Genomic DNA, 22,319 nt, shown 5'->3' with positions numbered 1-22,319 from the left:
GAGGTTATCAAGGCCCTCGTTGGTCCTACAGGGGCAAACGTCGATTCCTGGCGGACACGAACCGAGCTATTTCTGCCAGTGAGCTAGGAGTACGCCCGAGATTTCCTTGGCGCGCTCGACGATGGCCCAGTGACCCGCATTGCGTTCTATAAGAAGATTCGCGCCATGCCTCGTCGCAAAGCGTCGGGCCACCGACACCGGCACATAAGGGTCCTTCGCTCCCCAAATCAACAGCCCCCGCTTGGGTAGGGCTTCGAGCCGGTTAACCCAGTCTCCCTCAAATCGGAGCGCGTTGGCTGACCTATAAAGTGCGAGGATGGATCTGCGCATGTTTGCGCTCCATGCAGCCGCTTCGTGCCTCGCAATATCAGGTGGAAGCGCGCTCTGACGTAAAATGATTTCTATCATCTTTCTTGGTGAAGCGGCTATCGCAATTTCGCCTAGGAGCGGTGTATTCCAGATATGAGCAACAAAGTGGCCACCATAATCCGGGTCGATCGCCGCTCCCGATATCGCCCATGAGTTGATCAAGTCCGGGCGCAGTGAAGCAGCCCTTAACGTCAACAATGCACCCCAATCATGTCCGAAGATATCAAGCGGGCCGTAGGTGGCGTATTGATCCTGCAGCAGATCAACCAACCATTTCGCGTATTCGTCCTTGGTGCTGCCGAATCCCGCGGGCGGCGGGGCGCAAAAGCCGGGAAGACTGGGTGCCAGCGCGTGCGCACCAAGCTGCTCGATCAAAGCACTCCAAATGAATGGCGTGTCAGGCACCCCGTGCACAAGAATTCGATGGGTCATCGGCGGGTCGTCCTTCGTTGTCTCTGAACGGAAGTCTGCACTTTGAGGGCAATCCGTAAACGCCTGGCAAGCAACCGAATGTCGTTTGGGTCATTTTCAACGGTTTCAGCGGGGCGTCGGCAAGCTGATGTTCGCTTCTGACCGAAAGTGCCGAGCCGGGGCCACGCCAGAAATGTTGCGCCTGGCGAGACCCCTGTGACTCAAACTCCTAAAACTTGGGGCTCGAATCATGCGCTATGAACTCGCCGACTATGAATGGACTGCCATAAGGCCGATGCTGCCGAACAAGCCGCGTGGCGTTCCTCGAGTGAACGACCGCCGCGTCCTCAATGGTATATTTGGGGCTTGCGATCTGGAGCACCTTGGCGCGATCTGCCCGAGGCGTTTGGGCCGTACACCACTTGATACAACCCGCTTCGTCCGCTGGCGGCGGGCTGGTGTCTGGGGCCGTATCATAGACGCATTTGCCGCTGCCCATGATGCCGCTGTCCAGATGATCGACACCGCGATTGTCCGCGTGCATCAGCACGGCGCCTGCATCACAAAGAATCGGCGCCAATTGATGGGAAGATCACGCGGCGGCTTGACGAGCAAAATTCATGCGTTGGTCGATAGCAATGGCCTGCCGGTACGGCTGGCATTGAGCCCCGGCGGGGCCCATGACGTTCGACTTGCCGGGAAATTGCTGTCTCGTCTGAAATCGGGGTCGATGCTGCTTGCCGATCGTGGCTATGACGCCGACTGAATTGGAGAGCTTGCCACGAAGAAGTGCGCGTGGGCCAACATCCCGCCGAAAACTAATCGTAACGATCCGATCTGCTTCAGCCCTTATCTCTATCGCGCTCGCAACCGGGTCGAACGGGTCTTCAACAGAATCAAACAATGTCGTCGTCGGAATGGCTTGCGGCCGATCTGCCGAGGTAACTGACAGTGGCCAATCTCAAGCGCTCAGGCTGGTTCAGATGGCCGCTACCCAGATCGTATAGTCTGGTGTATCGAACGACCCGCGCGAGATAGCGGCAGGTCGAGAACGTCCACGTCCCTGCCGCCGGCAGCTTCAAGTAAGCCCGTGATGATGACCGACAGCGCTGCCCTGCCGCTCTAATCCGGGGCGATACCACGGTCTGAATATAGTAAACACGGGCTTGCTGACGCCGCTGCCGATGACGGCGCCGCCAAGGTCGATCATGTGAAGTGAGATTTTGTTTTCTCGACATCACTCATCGACAAGCCGCCGGAATGCATAGGTATATTCGAGGGCCACCCGGCGTGCATCTTCAATGAGATTGGCGGCGGCACTATGCCCCCCGTCGAGGTTCTCATAGTAAAAATAGGGCTGGCCTAGCTCAGCGAGCCTTGCGGCTGTCCTACGGCCGTGGGCCGGATGCACGCGGTCGTCCTTGGTGGAGGTGAGAATGAAGGGGGTCGGGTAGGTCTTGGCCGGCACCAACTTCTAATAGGGCGAGTAGGCCTCGAGCCACTCGCGCTGTTCGGGAATGGCGGGATCGCCATACTCGCCGGTCCAGGAGGCCCCGGCGGCCAGCTTGGTGAACCGAACCATGTCGAACAGCGGCACCTCCACCATGGCGGCATCGAAGAGGTCGGGTCGTTGGGTGAATGCGGTCCCCACCAGCAGGCCTTCCTGGCTGCCGCCGGCTACGCCCAGGCGGCGCGGAGAGGTGATCTTCCGTCGGATCAGGTCCTCCGCAACGGCGATAAAATCATCCCATGTGCGCTGCTTTGTTGCCCCCTGGGCGGCCTCGTGCCATCGCGGCCCGTACTCGCCGCCGCCGCGCAGGTTCGCGACGACATATGCATTGCCCTGCTCGAGCCAGAGCCGTCCCATAACCCCCGCATAAGACGGCAGGAGCGGAATCTGAAACCATGCCATAGCCATAAAGAATGGTTGGAGTCGATCCGTCAAACCTCGCGCTCTTGGGCCGCACCACAAAGAAAGGAATGCGGGTGCCGTATCGCGAAGTTGCCTCGAACTGCTCCACGACAAGTCTAGACGCGTTGAACCTAGGAGGCATCGACTTCAGTATGTCGAGGCTTCGGTCGCGGCGTCGAAGTACCAGAGCGACGTCGGCCTGAGAAAGCTGGAGACGGTGAACATCACCTCGTCCTTTCATTCGATGCGGCAGGTAGACCGACACTCGCATTCTCCGGAAGCGGGATCGGCGTGGCCCGTTAGGTGCCCTGATCATACTTGTAGACGAACGCCTTGCTCTGAACCTTGTCGAGGGTCGTCAGGATCAACAAATTCCTGGTGGCGCTGAACCCGCTGAGCGCCTGCCGAGGCCCGGGCTGGAAGACGAGCGACGGTCTGGCACGCAGCGGATCCTGCTTCCATTCGGCCAGGTCATACGAGATGATCGAGCCGGCTGCGAACCGGGTGCCGCCGGACGGCGTCCACTCCTCGTCGAGCGTCACGAGCAGGCGGCCACTGTCGATGCCACCGATGGTCGCCTTCTTTGGCAGGTTGAGCTTGATCGGCCCCTTGGGCCCGAAGAGCACATACTCATACTCGAACGTGCTGATAGTGCGCACCGCGCCGGTCGCATGGACCATGCCTGCACTGTCGCGCAGCGCGAATGGCACCGTCCCGTCATCGGTCGGTTCGCCGCGAAAGACCTCGCGCGCTTCAACGAGCGGCTGAGCGCGCTTGAGCTCCTTCACGACGAAAGGGTAGCCGGCCTGCGTCGTGGTCCCTTCGCCCCAATCGCGTGCAATCAGGATCGTGTCGCCGTCGATCCAGCTGACGCCCTGCTTTCCCTCCGGAAGGTCGAAGCCGGTCGTGACGAAGGCTTGTGCGTCCGCGTCGAACTCGCGCACGAACACGGCGTCCTTGCCGCCCTCGGAAAATTTGAGCAGGCACAGGCGCTCTTCGGGCGGCAGGCAGCTACCCCCTTCAAAGACCCAATTCTTCTTCTCCGCGGCAGCCAGCGCGTCCAAGTCGAGGATGGTGTCCCATCGCGGGTCCTGGGCGCGATAGCTCTCAAACGTGGTACGTCGCCAGACGCCGCGCACGTGATTCTCGTCCTGCCAGAAATTGTCGAGACCGCGCCGTCCGAAGGAAACGTACGGAATCCGATCCTTGGCCTGGAGGATGGTGAGCCCCTCTTGATAGAAGCGCTGATAGCGGGGATCCGATTGGAGCGCGCCGAGCGTCTTGTCGTTCTCGGCGCGAGCCCAAGCCAATGCGCGCGGCCCTTCGATCTCCTCGAGCCAAAGGAAAGGATCGTCCGCCTGCATCGCAGCCGGCAGCTTCTGGGGCAGTGCCGCGGACATCAAACAGGTCATGGAGAGCGACGCGGCGAGGAGGAGCGACTTTTTCATGGGAGTTGTCCTGGACTGGGTCGGCGGGCCGGGCTCGCCGCGTCTTGCGAGGTAGGCGGAAGCAGACGGAATATGTGCATTCGGTTTCGAAGAGCGGATATGTGGGGAACCGCGCCCGCTGGTGCCCCGAACGAAGCAAGCAGCGTGCCGCTTGAAAATTGGAGGTTCTCCAGTCGCTTTCTACTTTGTGTCAGCGTTAACTTGGGGACGTTGGTCTCAAAGCTGACAATCGCGCTATGAGCAACGACCGTACGTTGCGCAGCAGGTTGCGCAGCAGAAAGCCGCCTTTTGCGCTAAGCATGAGAAGGCGACCCTTGTTGGTCTGGGCGGAATTTCGATCTGTCGAGTCTCATGCGAGGCGTTGGAAGGCAATGGGCTTTGGCAAGGCCGTGCTTCCATGGAATTGGAGTGCCCATGTCCGGTCTGTCGCGCCGACCCAAGCAGCTTGACGAGGAATTGCTCGCCCTCGGCGAGGAAACGATGCTGCTCGAAGATCCTGACGGCTTTATCGCCGGTTTGCTGGCCTGCCCGGAGCAGATCACGCCCAGCGATTGGCTTCCAGTCGTGTGGCATGAGGACAGCACGGACCAGCCGGTCTTCGAGAATCTCGACCATACTGTTCGCCGTCAGCGCATGTGAGACAAATTGAAGGATTTTGCGGAGGGAGGATTTCTGGTTCATCGTAGCCAACAGGAGCGCAGATGGAGCAGAAATCCGGACTGGGCAAAGCGCCGGCAGAACAAGTGCTAAAGGACATTCGGCGCCAGACGCGCCGGCAGTATTCGACGGAAGAGAAGATCCGTATCCGTGCTGGAAGGACTGCGGGGCGAGGAGAATATCTCCGAGCTCTGCCGGCGCGAGGGCATTGCCGCCTCGATGTATTACGGCTGGTCCAAGGAGTTCCTCGAGGCCAGCAAGCGCCTCCTGGCGGGCGATACGGCGCGAGCTGCGACCTCCGGCGAGGTGAAGGATCTCCGCCGGGAGGCCGCCGCCCTGAAGGAGGCCGTAGCCGATCTGACCCTGGAAAACCGTCTGCTCAAAAAACGTATGGCCCCGCCCCGTCTGCAAGGGGTCTGATTCGGTTAAAGGAGATCGTGGTCGACTGGGCTGCCCTGGTCACCAATATCAAGCCGAAAAGCGAACATCCGACTTTTCGCGTGCGCCTGGCGCTCGGCTTTACCACCTCATTAAGCTGCAATGCGACATCATAATGCATTCACGCATCTGTCACGGACTCGGCTTATGGCTTCAACATCGTCAAATGACCGAGGATTAATCATGAGCCCTTTGTCAGACATGCTGCGAAACCTGCGGTGGGATGACTACCGTTACTATCACCGGAGCAGAATTAATCAGATGCTGCATTTGATCAGCGCTTTCATCTTCCTCGGTTGCTATGCGCTCTTGTTCAAGGACCCGGCAATGGCCGGCCTCGTTGGCTGGCTTGCGATGCTGACGCGGCAGACCGGACATTTCTTCTTCGAGCCGAGCGGCTACGATAACGTGAACAAAGTCAGCAACGAGTACAAGGAGGCGGTCAAGGTCGGCTACAACCAGACGCGCAAGATTGTGCTCTTGATAATCTGGGGCCTGGCGCCGTTCGCACTCTACGTCTTCCCGCTGTTTGGCATGTTCGATCCGCCTGTCGGGCGGCTTGACTTCATCCGGCAAGTCGGCACGGTATGGCTCGTTATAGGCATTGGCGGCGGCCTCTTTCGGATGATCCAGCTCTTCGTCACCCGTGACGGCCAGACCGGGCTGGTATGGGTCTTCAAAGTCCTGACGGATCCCCTCCACAACGTCGCGCTGTACTACAAATCGCCGCTCGCGCTGTTGCGCGGCGAGCTGATCGACACATCGATCGCGGACGCCGGCTGGGGCGGTGACGAGGCCGAAACGGCTCAGCGTCTCACCTGAGCGACGCACGTTGAGCGTGTGCTCACCAGGTGCCCGCTTGACAAGCGTATCCTTCGGCTGGAATGGTCCGCGCGCCTGATCTTCACTAAGGACCCCAAGGCGGTGAGCTTGCGTGGTCGCATCCGCAACGATGATGGGCGCCATGTCCGACGCCGCTGAATAGCTGGATCAGAAGGTTTTCGAGAAGGCCGCGCCGGCAAAGTGCGGCCTTCTTGCGTTGCTGGCATTTTCTCGCGGAAGCCAACGAGTTGGGGGATGTCCCGCTCGATGTTGAAGCTGGCAGAGCCGGTGTTCCCGATAATACCACGGAGGGCGGTCTCCGTGCGAGCTATAAAGAGAAGCTGATCAACTCCGCTTACCAATTACAGCGTCATGCGGGCGTGGGCCTGATTCGGCATACAGAGAACGATGGGGCGAAGGCACGGTCTGCGATAGCGGCAGGCCGACCACGTTTAGCGAACGAACAGGCTGGGCGGAGCGAATGCCGCTCAGCTACGGGACCGCGGCCTCGTCAGCTTCTCGAAAGCAGGTGAGACCCGCAATGGACTGCAGGGCAGGGGTAGCGCGTGCACAAGGCCGAAAAGCCTCGAAAAGACCAATGAAGTTGATTAGGGTATTTGGTGTGATTGATCGCCACTTTCGGAAACTCCTTCCGCTCCGCCCAGTATGTTCGCGGTTCGCGATCGGCGAATAACTGGAACCCGACGCCGGCCAAGCGTCAGCCGTTAGATCAGGGCGAAGCCCTCGCGACCCACAAACACTGCGAGCTACTTGATCAGCTGGGGCATTCCCGGCACAGACCGATTACGGGCGGCCTTCAAAGACTCACTTGCCCCGTCTCGCCGACCACGCACACTGCGGTTTCCGGCCCAACATAGTGCTTCATGGCAGTTGATGCGAATTGGTTGTTTGCGGGAGCTCCATTGGTGCCCGAGCCCACGACCGCAATTACGCCATTGTCTGCAATTCCAGAATTGGATGCCAATTGACGTCTCAGGAGTTTGGCGGCGCGACGCCGCTGAAACGGTCGAGCCGAAACGCGTTCGGCGCTATCAGCTTCGCATCGAGTGCCAGATCCGCGAGCATCGTACCGATCGCGCTGGCGAACTTCGCACCGTGACCGGAGCAAGGCGACGCAACGACGATGCGGGGGTCGGCCGGAAGTCGATCGATGATGAATTCGTTGCCCTCGTCCGGTTGCAGGTCTGCTCGCAGCGTGTTCGTGTAGAGGCAGATATCGCGCTCGACGATTGGCCCCGCCGCACCGGGAACCAATTCAGCTAGTGTCAATCCGACAGTCTCCAGTTCTGCGTCCGTTGGCGGCGGGTGCCAGGCGTCTGCCCCCACGACTGGCCCTTGGTCGTGCTGTGCAGCCTTCACGCCTCGTCCCTCGAAATCGGGAAAGCCGTAGACCACTCCTTTCTCCCCTTCGACAATAAACGCCGGAAACTCGCCGTAACGCACCAATTCGGGTTTGGCCGGCTTGAACCAACCGACCGTTTGTCGGGTGATCTTTAAGTGTCGTGCGAGTCCCGGGATTAGCCCGGCAATCCACGGTCCTGCAGCAATGATGGCCCTCTCGGCCAAGATTACCTCTCGGGGCATTGAAATACGGATGCCGGCGGCCACCGGCCGTATTCGGGCCGGAGCCAGAATGATGCGGTGTTCGGCGCCTTCGCGAAACGCGCGGATCGCCGCTTCGGCCAACAGGATCCCGCCGCTTTCCTGGACGACCACATCCCAATTATCCGGAAGCCGGAACGCGGGAAATGCGGCGTTTGCTTCCGCTCCCGTGACCGGACCGGGGACGGCGTCCTTGAGCGCGGCGGCGCGGGAGTCGGCCACCATCTTCGATCCGGGAGGTCCTGCTTCGAGTACGTGGGTCGGCATGAGGATTGTTCGTCCGCTGGCGGCCTCCAACATCCGCCATCCCTTGAGGGCAGCATCGCTAAGCTCCGTGTAAGCCGCGCTCTCGAAATTGAAGCGTCGGTACACTCGGCATGAGCCATGCGACGAGCCGCGAGCCTCGCCCAAGACAAGAGGGTCGAATCCGAGCACGTCGGCCCCACGACGCACCAGCGCATGGAACGCAGAACTCCCTATCAGGCCGAGGCCGACGACGGCGATTTCGCAAGCACGCATCCCTCACTCCCTCTTTCGCTGTTTAGCACGCGCGATTGATCTGCCGCGCCACCGCACTTTTGCGGGCCCCGCCCTTGGTGGACACACTGCAGCCGCAGCAGGAGCACAAGAATCCCTGAAGGGTGCAGTCGCGCAGTATTCGCAATTCGCCTTGTCAGCCTTTTCGGTCTTATGGGCTTGCCGCCCTGCCGCAGCGGTCGAAAGGGAGCGCCGCGCCATCGACCAGGGACTTTACCATAGGGCTGAGAGCGAGCAGCGCTCGACCCGCCTGCGCGGAACGGCGAAATGCCGCCTCGCTCCCGCGATCGCAGGCGTCTATCGCTTGTTGATGAGGATGTTCGACATCCAGCTCGACAATGGTCGGCCGCGAGTGGGTGGAGCGCACCACGCTGAGATAATATTGCACCAGCGCAACCCGGAGATCGCAGCCATCGAGCAGACTTGCGAACTGCTGACGGTTGTTGATCAGCCTTTTGGCGCGTACCACCCCGGCACCGACGACCAGTGCTCCGTACGGCAAGCGGCTGCCACGGAATGCGATGCCGAGCTCTTTCGACAGCTCTCTGGGAGAATTCTGCAGCCTGCACTGGGCTACGAAGACGCGATGCTCGGTAAGATCGTCCCTCGCCACCACAATATCGAGCCAAGCGTTCTCCGCTATGCCGACCGATGAGAGGATTTGCAACAGCTTCTTGCACACGGCACGCAACAGCTTGACGATGAACGACGCGAGCAGCCTCATGACAAATGTTTGGCCGAGCCATGGGGCCGCCGCCGATAAGAAAGAGGCTGCCGCCGAGATGGCGACCAGCGCTTTAGTGGTGATCTGCAGCTCCCGGCCGTGGATCGTTGTCCGCGCGGATGACGTGCACCGCCGCCATCGCAGTGCCATAGAGCGCCAACAGTGCTTCCGCGAAGACCACGCTGGCGAATAACGGCACGAGCAGCAGAAAGCTCGCGAGCACGTGGGCTGCGAAGAGCGCTGCGGTGGAGAACGGTGCGGCGACCGGAAGCAGCAGCCGGCAGTCGCGCACGGTCGTAAGATAGATATCGTAGCCGAGCGCTCTCTCGATTCGAGAAAGCGCAGCAATGACGCGGCGCCACGACCATCGTAATTAACACCTCGTGAACTCGAGACAGCATTCTCCACATCGTCCTCTCGTCACGGTGTGATCGTGGTGTGAACAAAGCAAGCGACGTGCCGGACTGAAAGGCGCGATTTCTGCAAGCACTACAGTCCTCTGTTGGGCATCGCGTCGCTTGTTGATGTCAGGTCAAAGCTGACAACATTTGTGAGAGCTCGAACATCGCCACTTCCTCATTTCGAGCACCACCCGCAGCCAGAAAGGGCCGCCAGGGTTACCGCGGCCCTCTTCAGGCAAAGTTCTGAGTTAGATCGCGGTTTAGACCTCGAACCAAGTGGAGGAAGGAATGGCACGGCCGACTCTGTATACAATTCGTTCTCCGCTTGAGAGCCGCCTGCAATTGAGCCGCAGGCGCGCGAACTCATGCGGTAAGCGGTTGGAGAATGATCCGGGTATCAAAGCGAACGGCGCCCTCCTCAAAGAGAGGAAGAGCAAATGAAAACGCATAGCAGTATCGGGGAGCTGCAGCGAGACGGCTTCGAGCTTGAAAGGCATTGCGCCTGATTGTGGCAAACGCGATGGCTATGGTTCATTCGACGGGGTGACGAGTTCATCAAAAACATTCATTCGGGCACTTCGAGACCACCGCCTACAAGTTGCCGCTGGCTGTCCGGCGGCTGGCATGAGCTGCCCGAGCCGGCCAAGAGGCTTCGCTGAAAGTGCAATACCACATGGCTGCCGGGACCGAGGCCAATCTAGAAAAGTCACCCTCTTTACCTGGGCCGCAAGCAAGCGGCATGATCTCGGGGAACTCTCGCAAGTCCTTGAAGAATGGTATCGTACCGTTCCCTCGGCCGACTTGGCCCGGTACTCGTTCTCGCGAGAAGCTTCGGCTCAAGCTTCCTTTTAGGGCGGTCGCTTGAAAGCAGGGACTGCGTCTTCCGGATCAGCCGCTTCGAGGTCGGCGGCTGAGGCGTGGTCCAAGCCCTGGTCGACCTTGTGGCGTAGATGCTGTCGTCGCCATTGTGCCAACCGAGATAAATCCATCCCGTTTGCCTTGATCGAGAGCGAGGCCCAGCGATCGTCAACGCCTCCTGCTGCGAAAAGAAGGCCATCGTGATTCGCAGCGATGAGGGTCATGCCTTCCGGGCGTCTGCATCTCGCGCCGTCGATCTCGCCCTATAGTTGTTACGCGACTTCGACTGCGCCGCGGATTTGCGCAAGCACCGGTTTGATCGGGCAAATGCATGCGCGTTATGCGCCGTGTATCGATCATTGGTGGATCTGTCCAGGCAATCGGACTTGAGGCGCACTAACGGGGTTGAGTGAACGTTAGTGAGGCTCGCGACAATTAACTACAGTCGCCTTAAGATCGTGGAGCATGCCCGTGATCCCGTTGACGAGCTCGTCGATTTGATCCATGGGCAAATCGACAATGCATCGTTTACATTCCGCACGATGATCCCTCGCTCGTGCAGCAACCGGCTCGCGATGCTGCCAACGTCGCCCGGAGTAGTAGCGGCGACTTTCCGTTTCTTGTCCAGCACCAGCTCGATTGCCGCAATAAGGCCAACGCCGCGGACCTCCCCAACGAGTGGATGGTCAACGAGCGTGCGCAGCCCCTGCATGTAGGGCCCGATGCGGCCAACGTTCGCAATCAGACCCCGCTCCTCGATGAGTTTGAGGTTTTCGAGCGCAACGGCGGCTCCGACCGGGTGACCCCGCCCGTGTAGCCATGAGCCAGCAGTCCAACCTTATTGCTCTCGTCCGCGATTGGTTCGAACATGTAGTCATTCATTATGATCGCCTGGGCAACAATGGTCGGCGTCACATCATCGGTTCAGAATTGGATAGGGACCGGAGCATCATGTGGGGAAGCGCCGGTCCGTTCCCGGCTTCTCTGGGCTTGCGATAGTCGTGGTTGACGATCTCTTTAATGGGATTCGCTTGTGCCTATGCCTGACCACAGGCTTAACTGGCGGCGACGCACTGTCTGGAAGTGATCACAGAGAGGGGACGATGTCCAAGCACGACAAAGCGTAGGATTTCCGGGAGGCGTTGGTCGCCGACGGGAGCTTCCATCAAACTGCCGGCGGCGTTTAGGCCGTAGAGAGTCGGTGGTCGTAGCGCCGTGGACCGCGGTTACGTATTCGAGCCCACCACGTTCAAGCCGCCCGCTCCGCTGAGGGCAGCGTGTCATGTGTGTTCAGCACGTTATCCCAGCTGCTGCCGCGCGTCGTCACGGACTGGTTGGGCTCCGAGCCAACACGCGTGATGAGCAACACTGTAAGCAGCAGCCCGCTCTGATTGACCAGTTTCTTGTGGGCCATCCGTGATCTCCTTGATCTGGTCGGTGTCCCGGCTTTGCGCGGAGATGCGCGACCGAGTTTTCTCCAGAATACCTTAACTCGTGGAGTTCGTCGCCTGCCAACGCTTGTAGGCTCCCCCCCAACCGGCACCGTCAAGTTAACGAATTGGAGCGACCGATGGGGTAGACAACCGGCATGCCGACCGCCCGGGACCCTCTTTATCTCCGCCATCACTTCCCACCGGAAGTGATCAGCTGTGCCGTTGGGTTGTATTTCCGGTTTCCCTTAAGCTTGCGCATGGTCGAGGAAATCCTGGCGGCGCGTGGCATTGGCGTGACCTATGACACCGTGCGCCAGTGGGGCGGAAATTCGGCAAGCCGTTCTCCGATCGGATCCGCCAGCGCGCACCCGCTCGCGGTGACAAATGGCATCTGGACGAAGTCGTTATCTCGATCGCGGGCGCACAACATTGGCTCTGGCGCGCTGTCGATCAGAATGGCTTCGTTCTCGACGTCTTGATCCAGCGCCGAAGAGACTCGCGCGCTGCGCAGCGGCTCATGAAGAAGCTCTTGAAATCTGCCGGCACGCCGCCGCGCGTGGCGTGATGATCACGGATAAGCTCCGTTCGTACGGCGATTGAAGCCCTGGCGCGCGAGGGCGCGAAAATCGCCGAGCGCGTTGCCGATGCCTGCCAAGGCGAAATTCTCATCACGATGCTCGCCGACGACGCGACCGTTGAGGGCGTCGAGTTCGGAGACCGCGGCGCGCTTTCCGCGCTTCGCCGCGATGCCATCCACATTTCCATGAGCACGATCAGCGTGGGGCTGTCCGATCACCTGACGGAGGCGCATGGCAAAGCCGGCCAGGGTTACGTCGCTGCGCCTGTGTTCGGGCGGCCCGCGGCGGCAGCCAAGCTTTTCATCATCGCGACCGGCGCTGACGCGATGCTCAAGCGTTGCCATCAGCTGTTTGATGCGATGGGTCAGGAGACTTTTGTCATCAGCAACCGCCCCTCCGAGGTAATCTGGTAAAACTCTCCGGCAATTTCCTGATCGCGTCGGTGCTCGAGTCGCTGGGCGAGGCATTCGCGCTGGTGCGCAAATCCGGTATCGACCCGCATCGTTATCTCAATATTCTGACTAGCACGCTGTTTTCAGCGCCGGTCTATCGGACTTACGGACCAATCATCGCCGACGAGAAACAACCCGCTGATGGCTTCAAGATGTCGCTCGGGTTGAAGGACATGCGGCTGGCGCTCGCCGCAGCCGACGCGCTGGCGGTCCCGATGCCGGTCGCGAGCCTGGTGCGGGATCATTTCATCGAGGGCGTCGCGCAAGGCGACGGCGACGCCGACTGGTCCGGCCTGGCACGGCTCGCCGCGCGAAGGGCGGGGTTGTAAGGCCTGATGACGTTGACGGTGGAAGGCGACGCTTCAGGGGAAGGTACGCACAGAGACGTTTACTTAGTTGGCCGTTCGCGCCATCTGGGTGCACGCTTCAAGACGAAACGCATAGTCAGTCGAGATGCTCGCAGAGGTCAATCGACTACATCCAGAGTCGTTCGCTAGGCGCGGAATTGATGCGAACCTTGACGGCATCAAAAAGATAGGCCGCCTGCGTTGCCACAAGCAGCCCAAGTCTAGGGAGGAAACGCCCAAGGAGGGCGGCGATAGCGGGGCGCTACCGCACACCCTAGCTAAGATGATCGCGATCAGCGGCTCAATCGAACGTAGGTAAGGGTCCGGCATCCAAAGGGGCCACGGAAACTATACTAAGGTTTATGGCGCTCGCCCTCAAAGCCGATCACTTCCGCACCAGGCCCTGCTTTTCGTCGCGCATCGGCGACGCGGGGGCCCGCCGTACCATATATGCGGATCGACCACTCCTCCTCCGCGCGGTCCCCCTTCTGCGCTGCCTCCTTTGGCAGCCTTACGGGCAGTCTCGGCGCGCATCTTCGCGCCCATGATCCTGCGCCCAAATTACCTCCCGCGATTTGGTGGTCATGGGGCGCGGGCATTGGAAATGCCACTAGAATTTGAGGATTGCCTCGCCTGACAGACCCCATAGATCGGTTATGATCATCTCTGGATGTGCAACATGGATTCGATCACAAACCAAAAAGTCATCCGCGCACTATTCCGCGTCATCAACCGCTATGCCGGCAACCGCTGATGCGCGCGCGTGACGTGCAGACAACACCCAAGCAGAAATACCCTCCCCTAAGTCCGCTAGATCACTCGAAGCGGACATCAGCTTTGAAGCAGCAATCCTTGCACTTCTTTCCGGAGGCGCATGGGCATGGCTCGCTCCATTTCGGCTTCCACTTCTTCCGTATCGGCATTTTGCTGCTCTCTCGCTCGTCTCTCTTATGGCAGCTAAGCCGCTGTTGGAGCATCGGAGCCTTGACCATCATCGAGCAGCCGGAGAACTCGTTGCGAGGCGGTCACCCCGCCGACCACCCGCGTCATGGCTTCGGGCTCCTGGGCGTCGCCACTGACGCGAAGGCCCCCGAACAGCTGAAACGCCCAGACCGACATCTCCGGGAAATCCATGCCTTGCGCCCCTCGTAGACGAAGGTACCGCCACCGATGTCGCCCTTTGCCCGGACGAGGGCATTCTGCGCCAGGAGCTTCCGGTGGATCTCCTCCCCGGGCCGGTTTAGCAGCTCGCCCAGACCCCGTGCTCCTGCCGATCGAGCACAATCCCGAAAAATGGAAGAGCAGCCCCTGGGTGGTGAACTTGAACAGCTCGCCGACCCGGTCACCGTCAAACGGGAGCGTCATCGCCCGCACAACGATGCCGTTCTGAAGCGTCAGCTCTTGCCGGTAACCGGCCGACAGGCGCCGCTTCAGCTTTGCGTTCTTCTCCAGCCGTCGTGCGACCATGTGGGACAGCACCATCGGCGCATCTTGATGGTTGCTGGCGAACGGCAGATCTTGAATTTGATGATCTGCCATTTGCAGCTCGAATGGAAATATTAGACCGCATCCTCGAACTGGATGACGACCGCAAAAACCAGCTGCAGTATCGGGGAGCCAAAGCCGTTCAATACTTCATGATTGCTGACACGCAAACCGCCGAGCAACAGTTGGGCGAAATCATTGGCTTTGTGCGGCAGACCGAAGCGGATGAGCGGCTGGATGGGTACGAGAAGCACCTTTATGGCGGGCTCCTTCAACTTCTCGGCAGCATGAAACGGGACAAGTCGATGCTGAAGGAGTCGGCATTGCAATTTCACGCGCTGCTGCTTGAGGATCCCTGGCCAAAAAGCGGCAGGGCCGCCATTCAACGCGAGTTAGGCGACAGCTACCGATATGCTGACGAGTGGAATCAGGCAGAAATGGCTTATCGTCAGGCAATTGCGCTTGGCGGGTCTGACCTCGATAAGGTCCACGTCGCAGGATGTTTGCTCTATAGCAAGAAAATCGATGCTGCCGCCACCGAGATCGATCCGTAAAGCGAGAGAACCTGCCGGGACATGAGTTCGAGGATTTCGTGTTCGCTTATGCTGCGATCGCGATTTGGTCGGCCAAAGCCGATCGCCTGACCGAGGCGAAAACGCATCTTCAAGCTCTTGCTCCGGCCGAGCCAATCTTCAATGATCGCCGCTTGAACCTGCTGCTCCGGGTGACGGAAACTCTTGCCAGCTGCACGGTATCCGCTGCGGCGAAGGCAGACAGCACGCCCAAAGGCGGGCTGGCAACGGTTGCCGGCTTCTTCGAGCTAAAGGCGAACATCGCCGGCATCGGGTTTAACTTCAACGCGATGATCGACTATTTCGCTCGAAAGAAAACCAAGGGCGAACCTGATAGGTCCGATTGAGGCCGGCCAATAGCGAAGCCGCGATTCCCCGGCCATCGCCAACCCACGTGTTCTGCGAGACGACTCAGGCTGTCGATCGCCAACTTGTAAATATTCGGCAGATTTGTTCGCGAATCCCGCTTTCAGGATTGCGGCATTTGCCTCGGGCGTGTTCCATCCTTTGAGTATCTGCCGCCTGGTTTGTCCGTCCCAGCCGGCACGCCCGATTGGGCTCCAGGCGAAATCGCGTCCGCCAGTTTTGCTCAAGGTGTTCTGCAAATCCTCCAGCGAATTCGACAGGGTCAAATATGCCAGTGCCGCCAGCAGTTCGAACTCTTCAAACAACCTGGTGAACTCACCATTCAAGAAAATGAAATCGCGCACCAGGCGGGCAGCACATCGTGAAGGTGATCGCTGAGGGGCGTCTTCCGCTTCTCAAGGCCCTCCAGGGTCTTCCGAGCGTCGTTGCTGCCTCCGTCCCAAGAGCCGAGCAGCAAACGCTTTACAAGGGGCTGTGGTTCGCGCTCGTGAGGCACTGTTGTCGCGAACAGCTTGAACATACGCCTGTGGAAGCCAAGTCTTGAAGCGGTCTTGTATGACTTGAATGGCGAGATATGTGACATCAATTCCGATCCTCCTACGTCCCATCTTCCCCGCCGCATGAATTGCGGTGCCGCATCCGCAAAATGGATCTAGGATATCCACCTCGCAAGGCAGGGCAATGTGGAGTCTTCAGTGAAGGGATATGTTTTTAAGGCCGGTGCTCAATCGGCAATTACCAAAGAGCAGAGTGGTAGCAATCTCCCCGCTCCAAAAGTCGGCTCATGGGCGTTTGCAAAGGAAATTAGGGACGTGACTGCACCGGGCCTTATTGGCTTTGACCCTGATGCATTTGCAAAGCAGGGATATCAACTTTGGCCCAATACCGGTGGCATTGCTTCGAGCCACGATCCGCTGACCAGCAAAGATATTTAAGGCGGCCAAGACGGCGGGGGTTAACCGGCTGAGACGGCGGCTCCGATAAGGAACCGCCGTCAAGACGTATTCTAAAGGTGGCTAGAACAGCATGCCGGCGCCGAGCACAGACGCTCAAGGGCCTTCGGCCCGCCGGTCATGAGCCTGTGGCACACACGGTGCAGTACGTTTAAGGCTGGGGATTTCAGCGTCCCAGTTCGGGAAGAAAACGTCGCCGGGCATGTATTTTTGAGACCGGCGGCGTATTTTTTTGGGACGGTCAGAACAGCATGCCGCTGCCGATCGTCGCCAGCTTGCGGCTCAGCAGGATCGCGTTCCGCGCCAGCCTGAGCCGATATCGCATCACCAACAAGCCGATCAGGCGCATTTCGTTACCCCCGCCTTCGCCGGCTGGGGCCGAACGATGTTGCTGTCACGCTCGAGCAGCGCGACCCTCGCCTCTTCGCGGATCTTGATCGCTCTGGCGTGGTCGATGATTGCCATGCGACCCGGTGCATCTGATGAACCGAGGTGTCGGCATCGGGTTGTGCCAATGCAAACGGGCTGTGGTGGCAATCGAGGCTTCCAAGGTCGGGCTCGTCGTCTTCGAAGCAGTCCTCGCGATCGCAATCGTCCCGCTCCGCTCGATTTCGGCCGATGCCTCTTTCCTGAGTCTGCGGAGGCGCTGGAGAGTCGTTTCCCGCTCCCGCTTGGATAGCGAGGCCGGATAAAATCGCCCGGCGGAGTCCGCTGGCTGTTCTATGAGGGTTTGCATGTGGTTAGTCTTTCGGTTTGGCTTCCTACAACGGCGCCCAGTGTCAGACTGGCAGCCGGGGGTAGGAACCTGCCGAAAGACAGGTCGCAACGCTTTTAAGGGTTTCCCCTCTGGACATGGCGCAGCGCCCCCGGCATAAAGCCAGAAGGGCGCGCCCGCCAAGGCGCTCCAGTAGCGCCTAGCGAGCCCGCCAAGGCTCACCGCGCTTTCGGCAGCAATCGACGCCGATCGATCGCCAGCCTGTTTCGGTCCGGGTTCCTACACCCGCGGACAGCCTGCACCTAAAAATCCATCCCCTTTCGGGGAATTGCGTTCGCTGGCCCGTTCGGGTTGTATCGTCGTCATGACAGAACACCCGGGCGTTTCAGAAAAACCAGACTTGGGAACGAGCGGCGCCGATGTCACGACCGCCGTAGCGCGATCGGTGCTGTCAATCGTACCCGTCGTCGGACAGGCCCTCCAGAAAGTGGTGACAGCGCTCGTCCCCAACCAAAGAGCCGAACGCTTCGAAAAATACCTTCCCCTGCTATCCGACGAGCTCAACAGGCTGGCGGTTGCTTCATAGTCCCCTCCGATTCGCGAGCTTGCGGGAAGGCTTGAAGATAGCTGACTTTTTGAGCCGCAGGCGCTGACCGCAATTACGTCATCGTATGCACGATTGACACGTCTTAATTGCGTGGGCCACTTCTTGCAATTGCGAAGGCATCTCGTCCAGCAATGCGCCTGCAGTGCAGACAATCAACGCGCCGGGCTGATCATCCCCTTCGCCTATGTCAAGGACAAACCGCAGTCGGTCAGCTCGACCACGACGTCGGTTGTAGAAATGACGCCTTTGCGATGAGTGATTGCCAGCACGGTCACATCTTCCGCCAGGCTGCGAATATGGTCCAAAATGTCCCGCTCGGTTCGTTCGTCAAGCGCGGAGCTGGCCTCGTCGAGAAGAAGGATCGCCGGCTCGCCATAGAGCGCGCGGGCAATAGCAATACGCTGGCGCTCCCCGCCTGAAAGCTTCAAACCGCGTTCTCCAACGGTTGTTTCAAATCCTTCCGGCAGAGCCTCGATAATGGGGAGAATTGCGGCTTTTTCCGACGCACCGCGAAGGCGCACCTCGTCGCGGCGCCGTCCTAGCAGAATGTTGTCGGCTACCGACTCATTGAGCAACATCACGTCCTGCGGCACAACAGCAACTGCGGCATACCAATCCGTGTGATCGATGGTCGCTATATCGGTTCCATCGACCAGAATACGGCCGCAGTCTGGCTCAATCGATTTTAGGACGAGCTTGAATATTGTCGACTTCCCCGATCCGGATTCGCCGACAAGGAAGGTAATGGCGCCGCGCCTAGCCATAAACGAGACATTCGTAACGCCACGACCGTTGTCGTAGGCATAACGAATGCCCTCGAAGGATAGCTGGCCAGCGGAGGGCGTGAAATCATGAGCATGAGATGTTCGCCGCTCTTCTGGTGCGCCCCACAGTCTGGCGAGAGGAATGAGGTCGGCTCGCGACCGCGCCGCGTCAGAGATCGCGCGCGCGACCATCTCGAAGGGCATATTGAGTTGGAGTAGAAGCGTGTTGAATAGCACAATATCGCCGATCGTGACCGCGCCGGCCCGGTATTCAGGCATTAGAAGGAGAAGTGTGACGGCAAATTGTAGCGCGATGGCTAAGCCGAGCACGGCTATGTAGGCCAATCGTTGAAACACGTAGGCTCGCCAGTTATCGCGCACCTCCCGCGCCTTCATCGTAAAGCGCTGGCTCATCCAGGAATGACTACCGAAATGGCGCAACGTGTCCATGGAGTTCATGACGTTGCCGACGAAACGCGCATTCTCCTGTCCGGCTTCGATGGCCCGGTCCAGAAACACGCGCGCCCGACGCGTGGAACTCCACCCCAATGTAATCGCGACAGCCCCATAAGCGACGACGATTGCAGCGATTTGGATATTGACGAGCACACCGAGAGTAGCGAGCGTAAGCAGAAGCTGCGCTGCAGCCGGGATGAATATCATAGCTCCAAGCTGGACCAACGTCGTCAACCCGCTGCACCCGCGCGCGGCCGCACTCTGTATCTCCACGGGATTGTGCTCAAGAAAAAAGGCCGAGGTTTTTCTCAGGATGCGATCGAAAAAGCGAGTTGCAGCGATGAAGCCCAGGTTCTCGGCTGTCATGAAGGAAAGATACTGCAGCATGCGCTGCAATGCGGAGGCTATGCCGAGCAGGACCGCATAGCCGGCGAATCCCCAGGCAAGCGCCGACATGCCTTCCTCCCGCGGGAGACGATCAATGAGACTCGAAAATACATAGGGGGCTGCGACGCTGCTCGCGCTGGAGATCAGCACCACTGTGGCAACGATGAGAAGCAAGCGCCGATCGGATCGCCAGTACGCATGCAGAATTTCGGAAACCGGCGACAATGCGCTGTCGTTGACCTGATCTGCGGTGGATCCAGGGAATGGGGCTTTGCTTACACTGAGAGAGCCGACATGGCCTTGCGATCTGGATTCCATACGATCTCACGTAAAGATGCGGCTCTGCGGAATTTGCTGCCGTTTACCGTTACTAGACTCCAACCCAGTTTTGTCCAGCACCGTCATCCAACCCCGCCAAATCTTGGTAGGTTGTCGCCCGGCTTCTCACATGAGAGACGTTATAGTGTGGTTCGACACGCTGCCGCACCACACGACGAGAAGCCCGATCACGCTATCAATAGGAACAGACATGAAGAGCGCAACTGCAGACACGTCTAAGCGGCCATCGCGGCCCGATACAACTGACCTCCCCTTACCGGTGCTGCCACCTCCCACTATTCAGGGAGAGAAGGGCCCCTTCCCTAACGACAGCAGTAACTTCGGCTACCTTTAAGATCATTCTTAACTCCGTTACCGCCTCTCCCACGAGAGGCGGTAACGTTTAAGGAACAAATGCTCAAGGCCACTCTGAAAATAGCCGACTTGGAAAACTACGATCCTGTTGCCAAAGGCAGTTCGATACAGTTTGGTGAAAGCTGCATCCGGCCGTTCCAACATAAGAGTCTTGAGAGTTCGTTAGTGAAGAACACTGAGCAATGGTTCTTCGTCATACGTGAGCGTCAAGTAGCGGCGGACGGGGCTGGCGTTCATTCGGTCGTAATAGCCCATGCGTCTACGGATCAGTTTCGTCAGCACTACCAGAAATGCATGTACTGGCCGCTCGATTTTATCGTGATCGAGGCCGCTCGCCGGGGTCCTCGGTTGCGTGTACGAGCAGGCCATATAGGTAGCCTCCCAATTTACTTCCACGTGGAGGAGCGCACCCGTACGGTTACGCTCTCCTGGGATTTCGTCGATCTTTTGGATAACTCGGGAACGATTGATGCAGAAATCATAGCCCATCATCTATCTATGAGAACGTTCTACTCTGCGCGACAGGCCTGCGTTGGCGTTAACCTGCTGACTGCTTGCTCCACCTTGTACGTCGACAGATCGGAAACGTCATTTGTGTACGGCGCGACAACTTCATCAGCCCCTGAGCTCTCTGGACGAGAGGAGAGCAATCATGTCCTTGAGTTTTCTGATACTCTTCAGGCGGTTGTTCGTTCGCGGCCGACGGCCTTCTGCGCAAGCGCTGTGGAGCTGAGCGGAGGAATGGACTCCGCTTCCGTCGCAATTGCTGTTGGCGAGAACGTAGCATCGCTAGCATGTGGCGGGATACTATTGGGCGACGGGAGTAGCCCCAAGCAGATTGACCGCCGAGCGAGCATTTTGAGCGCACTGGATTGCCGCGATCACAAAGTTGACATGCACGCCCACATGCCGGCGATTGATCTAGATCTTGACCTGAAAGGACGTCTGCCACTCATTTCAGAGTATTACCTTGAGGCGTTCGGGTCACTCTGGGATCGGTTCCGCGGTGATGGCTGCGAAATAATCTGGACCGGCATAGGAGGAGACGAGCTTTGCGCTCGCTTCACCAACGACGAGGATGAACCCAGATCTCCGTCTTCACCCCACCTGGATATCGCGCTTGGGCTTGCAGAAGACCTATTGACGAAACGCGGGCTTGACGCCGCTCGTTCATCCTTCCTTTTTAGCGCCCCCATCAGCGCCACTCTATCCACAACTCTGCTCGCAAGTCTTTGTCATGCTCGCCCACTCGCGACGCGAGGACTTTGGCCCGTCCGCCCATTCGGCGATCCGAGATTGATCAATTTTGGAGCGAAGCTTCCGTTTGCACTTCGCTCGGGCAAGGAGCTCCTCCGTTCTTACTTGCGTGAGCGCTTGGGCTCTGACGTATTTCCACGCGGTTACGCAAAGGAGACTTTCGCGCTTGTACTGCCAAAGGCGATTGCGGCTCGTGCGGACATAATTTCATCACAGCTTGCTTCTTGCGCCTTGGCCGACTTCGGCTTGGTTTCGCAAGAGGCTGTCATGGCACTCTTGAACAGGGTGATAACAACACACGAATTTTCCGCAACGAGCACCTTGGCACGTTTTTTATGGGCAGAACGTTTCGTTCGACAACTCTGTTGATTGCCGCCATCAACGATCACGCGTCAGAACACCTGCTACAGTGGAGAAGGGTTGCAATTGGCGTTTTCGCTCGTCGCCGCTCGATTTCTGAACACGCGCGATTGTGCGCAACGCGAAAGGAACGCAAATGCCCCACGTTATCCGCTTCACTGATCCGGCCGGCGCGGTTTCGTTTTGGCCGAAAGGTTTCGGCTTCAGTTCCCACGCGCACGCGCCGACGATGGACGGCGCCGAGCACTTCGCGGACGCCGCGCGCGCTCAACGTTCCCTTAACGGCTACGTTAACCCGCCGGCATTCTGGAATTAACGGCTTCGGGTCGTTCCGTACCGGTTGGCCTTTCTCCCGAATAGCAGCCAACACTCATGCCAGCATTGGGGATCAACGTCCCCCTTGAGATGATAAATAGGCCCAACGACTATGCTATTGGATTCGAAATCCGCGCTCCCGGTTGTTACGCCCAGGGACTAACTACCTAATCATCGAACACGGGCGGCAACTCGCGATCGTTACCGAAGCCCGGCTAATCCCCTAAACGACAAAGAGCACCCTGGTTTCCCGAGGTGCCCTTCTCGTCAGAACAGTCGCGAGAGCACGGCCACAATCCAAGCCAGGGGCATAGTGCACCCAAAGCCGAGACGGTAACTCGCACCGCCGGGCCTGCTGGCTTCGAGAGTGAGCAGCACA

At 59.0% G+C, this 22,319-nt stretch carries 20 protein-coding genes and 3 pseudogenes; 12 read left to right on the top strand and 11 right to left on the bottom strand.

The genetic code is table 11. From position 1 onward, the window contains the following. Positions 1-66: 66 nt before the first annotated feature. The gene (locus G6P99_RS09845; RefSeq protein WP_165128015.1) at positions 67-801 is read right to left on the bottom strand and encodes an alpha/beta fold hydrolase; all 735 of its coding nucleotides are present in this window, start codon (positions 799-801) and stop codon (positions 67-69) included. A 229-nt stretch (positions 802-1,030) separates the two neighbouring features. Here G6P99_RS09845 and G6P99_RS09840 point away from each other — a divergent pair, with 229 nt between their 5' ends. Continuing rightward, on the top strand, positions 1,031-1,546 hold the full coding sequence (locus G6P99_RS09840; protein WP_246709487.1) for an IS5 family transposase: 516 nt from the start codon (positions 1,031-1,033) through the stop codon (positions 1,544-1,546). 471 nt (positions 1,547-2,017) lie between these two features. On the opposite strand, the pseudogene G6P99_RS09835 reads toward G6P99_RS09840, so the two are convergent. Together G6P99_RS09835 and G6P99_RS09830 are read right to left on the bottom strand one after the other, a co-directional pair. After that, positions 2,018-2,647, bottom strand: a pseudogene (locus G6P99_RS09835) (prolyl oligopeptidase family serine peptidase). 344 nt (positions 2,648-2,991) lie between these two features. Continuing rightward, positions 2,992-4,140 carry a hypothetical protein gene (locus tag G6P99_RS09830; RefSeq protein ID WP_224496553.1) on the bottom strand — a complete coding sequence of 383 codons (1,149 nt, stop codon included), beginning with the start codon at positions 4,138-4,140 and terminating at the stop codon, positions 2,992-2,994. A 414-nt stretch (positions 4,141-4,554) separates the two neighbouring features. On the opposite strand from G6P99_RS09830, the gene G6P99_RS09825 reads away from it, so the two are divergent. From G6P99_RS09825 to G6P99_RS09815, 3 genes and pseudogenes are all read left to right on the top strand, one after another. Then, the gene (locus tag G6P99_RS09825) at positions 4,555-4,779 is read left to right on the top strand and encodes a UPF0149 family protein (RefSeq protein WP_029084244.1); all 225 of its coding nucleotides are present in this window, start codon (positions 4,555-4,557) and stop codon (positions 4,777-4,779) included. 62 nt (positions 4,780-4,841) lie between these two features. Continuing rightward, positions 4,842-5,187 (top strand): annotated as a pseudogene (locus G6P99_RS09820) (transposase); the annotation flags it as partial. 231 nt (positions 5,188-5,418) lie between these two features. Beyond that, positions 5,419-6,057 (top strand): hypothetical protein, encoded by a 639-nt coding sequence (locus tag G6P99_RS09815; protein ID WP_165129315.1) that lies wholly within the window; start codon positions 5,419-5,421, stop codon positions 6,055-6,057. Positions 6,058-7,050: 993 nt separating this feature from the next. On the opposite strand, the gene solA is transcribed toward G6P99_RS09815, so the two are convergent. The 5 genes from solA to G6P99_RS09790 form a co-directional block, all read right to left on the bottom strand. After that, positions 7,051-8,199, bottom strand: a complete 1,149-nt coding sequence (solA, locus tag G6P99_RS09810) for an N-methyl-L-tryptophan oxidase (protein WP_029085032.1) — start codon at positions 8,197-8,199, stop codon at positions 7,051-7,053. A 169-nt stretch (positions 8,200-8,368) separates the two neighbouring features. Beyond that, positions 8,369-8,941: a hypothetical protein gene (locus G6P99_RS09805; RefSeq protein ID WP_165128013.1), complete on the bottom strand. Its 573-nt coding sequence runs from the start codon at positions 8,939-8,941 to the stop codon at positions 8,369-8,371. 73 nt (positions 8,942-9,014) lie between these two features. Next, the gene (locus G6P99_RS09800; RefSeq protein ID WP_029085031.1) at positions 9,015-9,233 is read right to left on the bottom strand and encodes a hypothetical protein; all 219 of its coding nucleotides are present in this window, start codon (positions 9,231-9,233) and stop codon (positions 9,015-9,017) included. A gap of 1,406 nt (positions 9,234-10,639) precedes the next feature. Then, positions 10,640-10,945, bottom strand: a complete 306-nt coding sequence (locus tag G6P99_RS09795; protein WP_246709850.1) for a hypothetical protein — start codon at positions 10,943-10,945, stop codon at positions 10,640-10,642. 504 nt (positions 10,946-11,449) lie between these two features. Beyond that, a complete protein-coding gene (locus tag G6P99_RS09790; protein WP_224496552.1) occupies positions 11,450-11,614 on the bottom strand; it encodes a hypothetical protein in 165 nt (54 codons plus the stop codon). Between the two features lie 174 nt (positions 11,615-11,788). On the opposite strand from G6P99_RS09790, the pseudogene G6P99_RS09785 reads away from it, so the two are divergent. From G6P99_RS09785 to G6P99_RS09775, 3 genes and pseudogenes are all read left to right on the top strand, one after another. Next, positions 11,789-12,227, top strand: a pseudogene (locus tag G6P99_RS09785) (IS6 family transposase); the annotation flags it as partial. Continuing rightward, entirely contained in the window at positions 12,208-12,624 is a 417-nt protein-coding gene (locus tag G6P99_RS09780; protein WP_224741971.1) for an NAD(P)-binding domain-containing protein, read from the top strand. The pseudogene G6P99_RS09785 and the gene G6P99_RS09780, both read left to right, overlap by 20 nt. Before the next feature lie 29 nt (positions 12,625-12,653). Next, a complete protein-coding gene (locus tag G6P99_RS09775) occupies positions 12,654-12,992 on the top strand; it encodes an NAD-binding protein (RefSeq protein WP_051346723.1) in 339 nt (112 codons plus the stop codon). Positions 12,993-13,967: 975 nt separating this feature from the next. Here G6P99_RS09775 and G6P99_RS09770 read toward each other — a convergent pair. Beyond that, positions 13,968-14,549 carry a hypothetical protein gene (locus G6P99_RS09770; protein ID WP_029084539.1) on the bottom strand — a complete coding sequence of 194 codons (582 nt, stop codon included), beginning with the start codon at positions 14,547-14,549 and terminating at the stop codon, positions 13,968-13,970. Between the two features lie 11 nt (positions 14,550-14,560). Between G6P99_RS09770 and G6P99_RS09765 the strand changes: the two genes are divergently transcribed. From G6P99_RS09765 to G6P99_RS09755, 3 genes are all read left to right on the top strand, one after another. Next, entirely contained in the window at positions 14,561-15,049 is a 489-nt protein-coding gene (locus tag G6P99_RS09765) for a hypothetical protein (protein WP_165128011.1), read from the top strand. Between the two features lie 38 nt (positions 15,050-15,087). After that, the gene (locus G6P99_RS09760; protein ID WP_029084537.1) at positions 15,088-15,414 is read left to right on the top strand and encodes a hypothetical protein; all 327 of its coding nucleotides are present in this window, start codon (positions 15,088-15,090) and stop codon (positions 15,412-15,414) included. A 714-nt stretch (positions 15,415-16,128) separates the two neighbouring features. Continuing rightward, positions 16,129-16,368, top strand: a complete 240-nt coding sequence (locus G6P99_RS09755; protein WP_156928982.1) for a hypothetical protein — start codon at positions 16,129-16,131, stop codon at positions 16,366-16,368. Positions 16,369-16,725: 357 nt separating this feature from the next. Here the strand turns inward: G6P99_RS09755 and G6P99_RS09750 are convergent, their stop codons facing one another. Together G6P99_RS09750 and G6P99_RS09745 are read right to left on the bottom strand one after the other, a co-directional pair. Then, the gene (locus G6P99_RS09750; protein ID WP_256375208.1) at positions 16,726-16,851 is read right to left on the bottom strand and encodes a hypothetical protein; all 126 of its coding nucleotides are present in this window, start codon (positions 16,849-16,851) and stop codon (positions 16,726-16,728) included. Between the two features lie 1,039 nt (positions 16,852-17,890). Further along, positions 17,891-19,633 carry an ABC transporter ATP-binding protein gene (locus G6P99_RS09745; RefSeq protein WP_165128009.1) on the bottom strand — a complete coding sequence of 581 codons (1,743 nt, stop codon included), beginning with the start codon at positions 19,631-19,633 and terminating at the stop codon, positions 17,891-17,893. Positions 19,634-20,047: 414 nt separating this feature from the next. On the opposite strand from G6P99_RS09745, the gene G6P99_RS09740 reads away from it, so the two are divergent. Next, positions 20,048-21,634 (top strand): hypothetical protein, encoded by a 1,587-nt coding sequence (locus tag G6P99_RS09740; protein WP_225024810.1) that lies wholly within the window; start codon positions 20,048-20,050, stop codon positions 21,632-21,634. Positions 21,635-21,761: 127 nt separating this feature from the next. Next, positions 21,762-21,941 (top strand): hypothetical protein, encoded by a 180-nt coding sequence (locus G6P99_RS09735; protein ID WP_029084532.1) that lies wholly within the window; start codon positions 21,762-21,764, stop codon positions 21,939-21,941. Positions 21,942-22,319 lie beyond the last annotated feature (378 nt).

Origin of the sequence: Bradyrhizobium sp. 6(2017) (assembly GCF_011058295.2) — a bacterium.
GTDB classification, from domain to species: Bacteria; Pseudomonadota; Alphaproteobacteria; order Rhizobiales; family Xanthobacteraceae; genus Bradyrhizobium; species Bradyrhizobium septentrionale.
Note: the sequence above shows the minus strand (reverse complement) of the source record. Positions and strands in the feature narration are given on the sequence as shown.

Coding starts and splice junctions, on each gene's coding strand:
- G6P99_RS09765 (WP_165128011.1), top strand. CDS start 14,561: ATGGAAATATTAGACCGCATCCTCGAACTGGATGACGACCGCAAAAAC.
- G6P99_RS09840 (WP_246709487.1), top strand. CDS start 1,031: ATGCGCTATGAACTCGCCGACTATGAATGGACTGCCATAAGGCCGATG.
- G6P99_RS09805 (WP_165128013.1), bottom strand. CDS start 8,941: ATGAGGCTGCTCGCGTCGTTCATCGTCAAGCTGTTGCGTGCCGTGTGC.
- G6P99_RS09770 (WP_029084539.1), bottom strand. CDS start 14,549: ATGGCAGATCATCAAATTCAAGATCTGCCGTTCGCCAGCAACCATCAA.
- G6P99_RS09845 (WP_165128015.1), bottom strand. CDS start 801: ATGACCCATCGAATTCTTGTGCACGGGGTGCCTGACACGCCATTCATT.
- solA (WP_029085032.1), bottom strand. CDS start 8,199: ATGCGTGCTTGCGAAATCGCCGTCGTCGGCCTCGGCCTGATAGGGAGT.
- G6P99_RS09740 (WP_225024810.1), top strand. CDS start 20,048: ATGCTCAAGGCCACTCTGAAAATAGCCGACTTGGAAAACTACGATCCT.
- G6P99_RS09745 (WP_165128009.1), bottom strand. CDS start 19,633: ATGGAATCCAGATCGCAAGGCCATGTCGGCTCTCTCAGTGTAAGCAAA.
- G6P99_RS09815 (WP_165129315.1), top strand. CDS start 5,419: ATGAGCCCTTTGTCAGACATGCTGCGAAACCTGCGGTGGGATGACTAC.
- G6P99_RS09750 (WP_256375208.1), bottom strand. CDS start 16,851: ATGGCAATCATCGACCACGCCAGAGCGATCAAGATCCGCGAAGAGGCG.
- G6P99_RS09735 (WP_029084532.1), top strand. CDS start 21,762: ATGCCCCACGTTATCCGCTTCACTGATCCGGCCGGCGCGGTTTCGTTT.
- G6P99_RS09830 (WP_224496553.1), bottom strand. CDS start 4,140: ATGAAAAAGTCGCTCCTCCTCGCCGCGTCGCTCTCCATGACCTGTTTG.
- G6P99_RS09790 (WP_224496552.1), bottom strand. CDS start 11,614: ATGGCCCACAAGAAACTGGTCAATCAGAGCGGGCTGCTGCTTACAGTG.
- G6P99_RS09825 (WP_029084244.1), top strand. CDS start 4,555: ATGTCCGGTCTGTCGCGCCGACCCAAGCAGCTTGACGAGGAATTGCTC.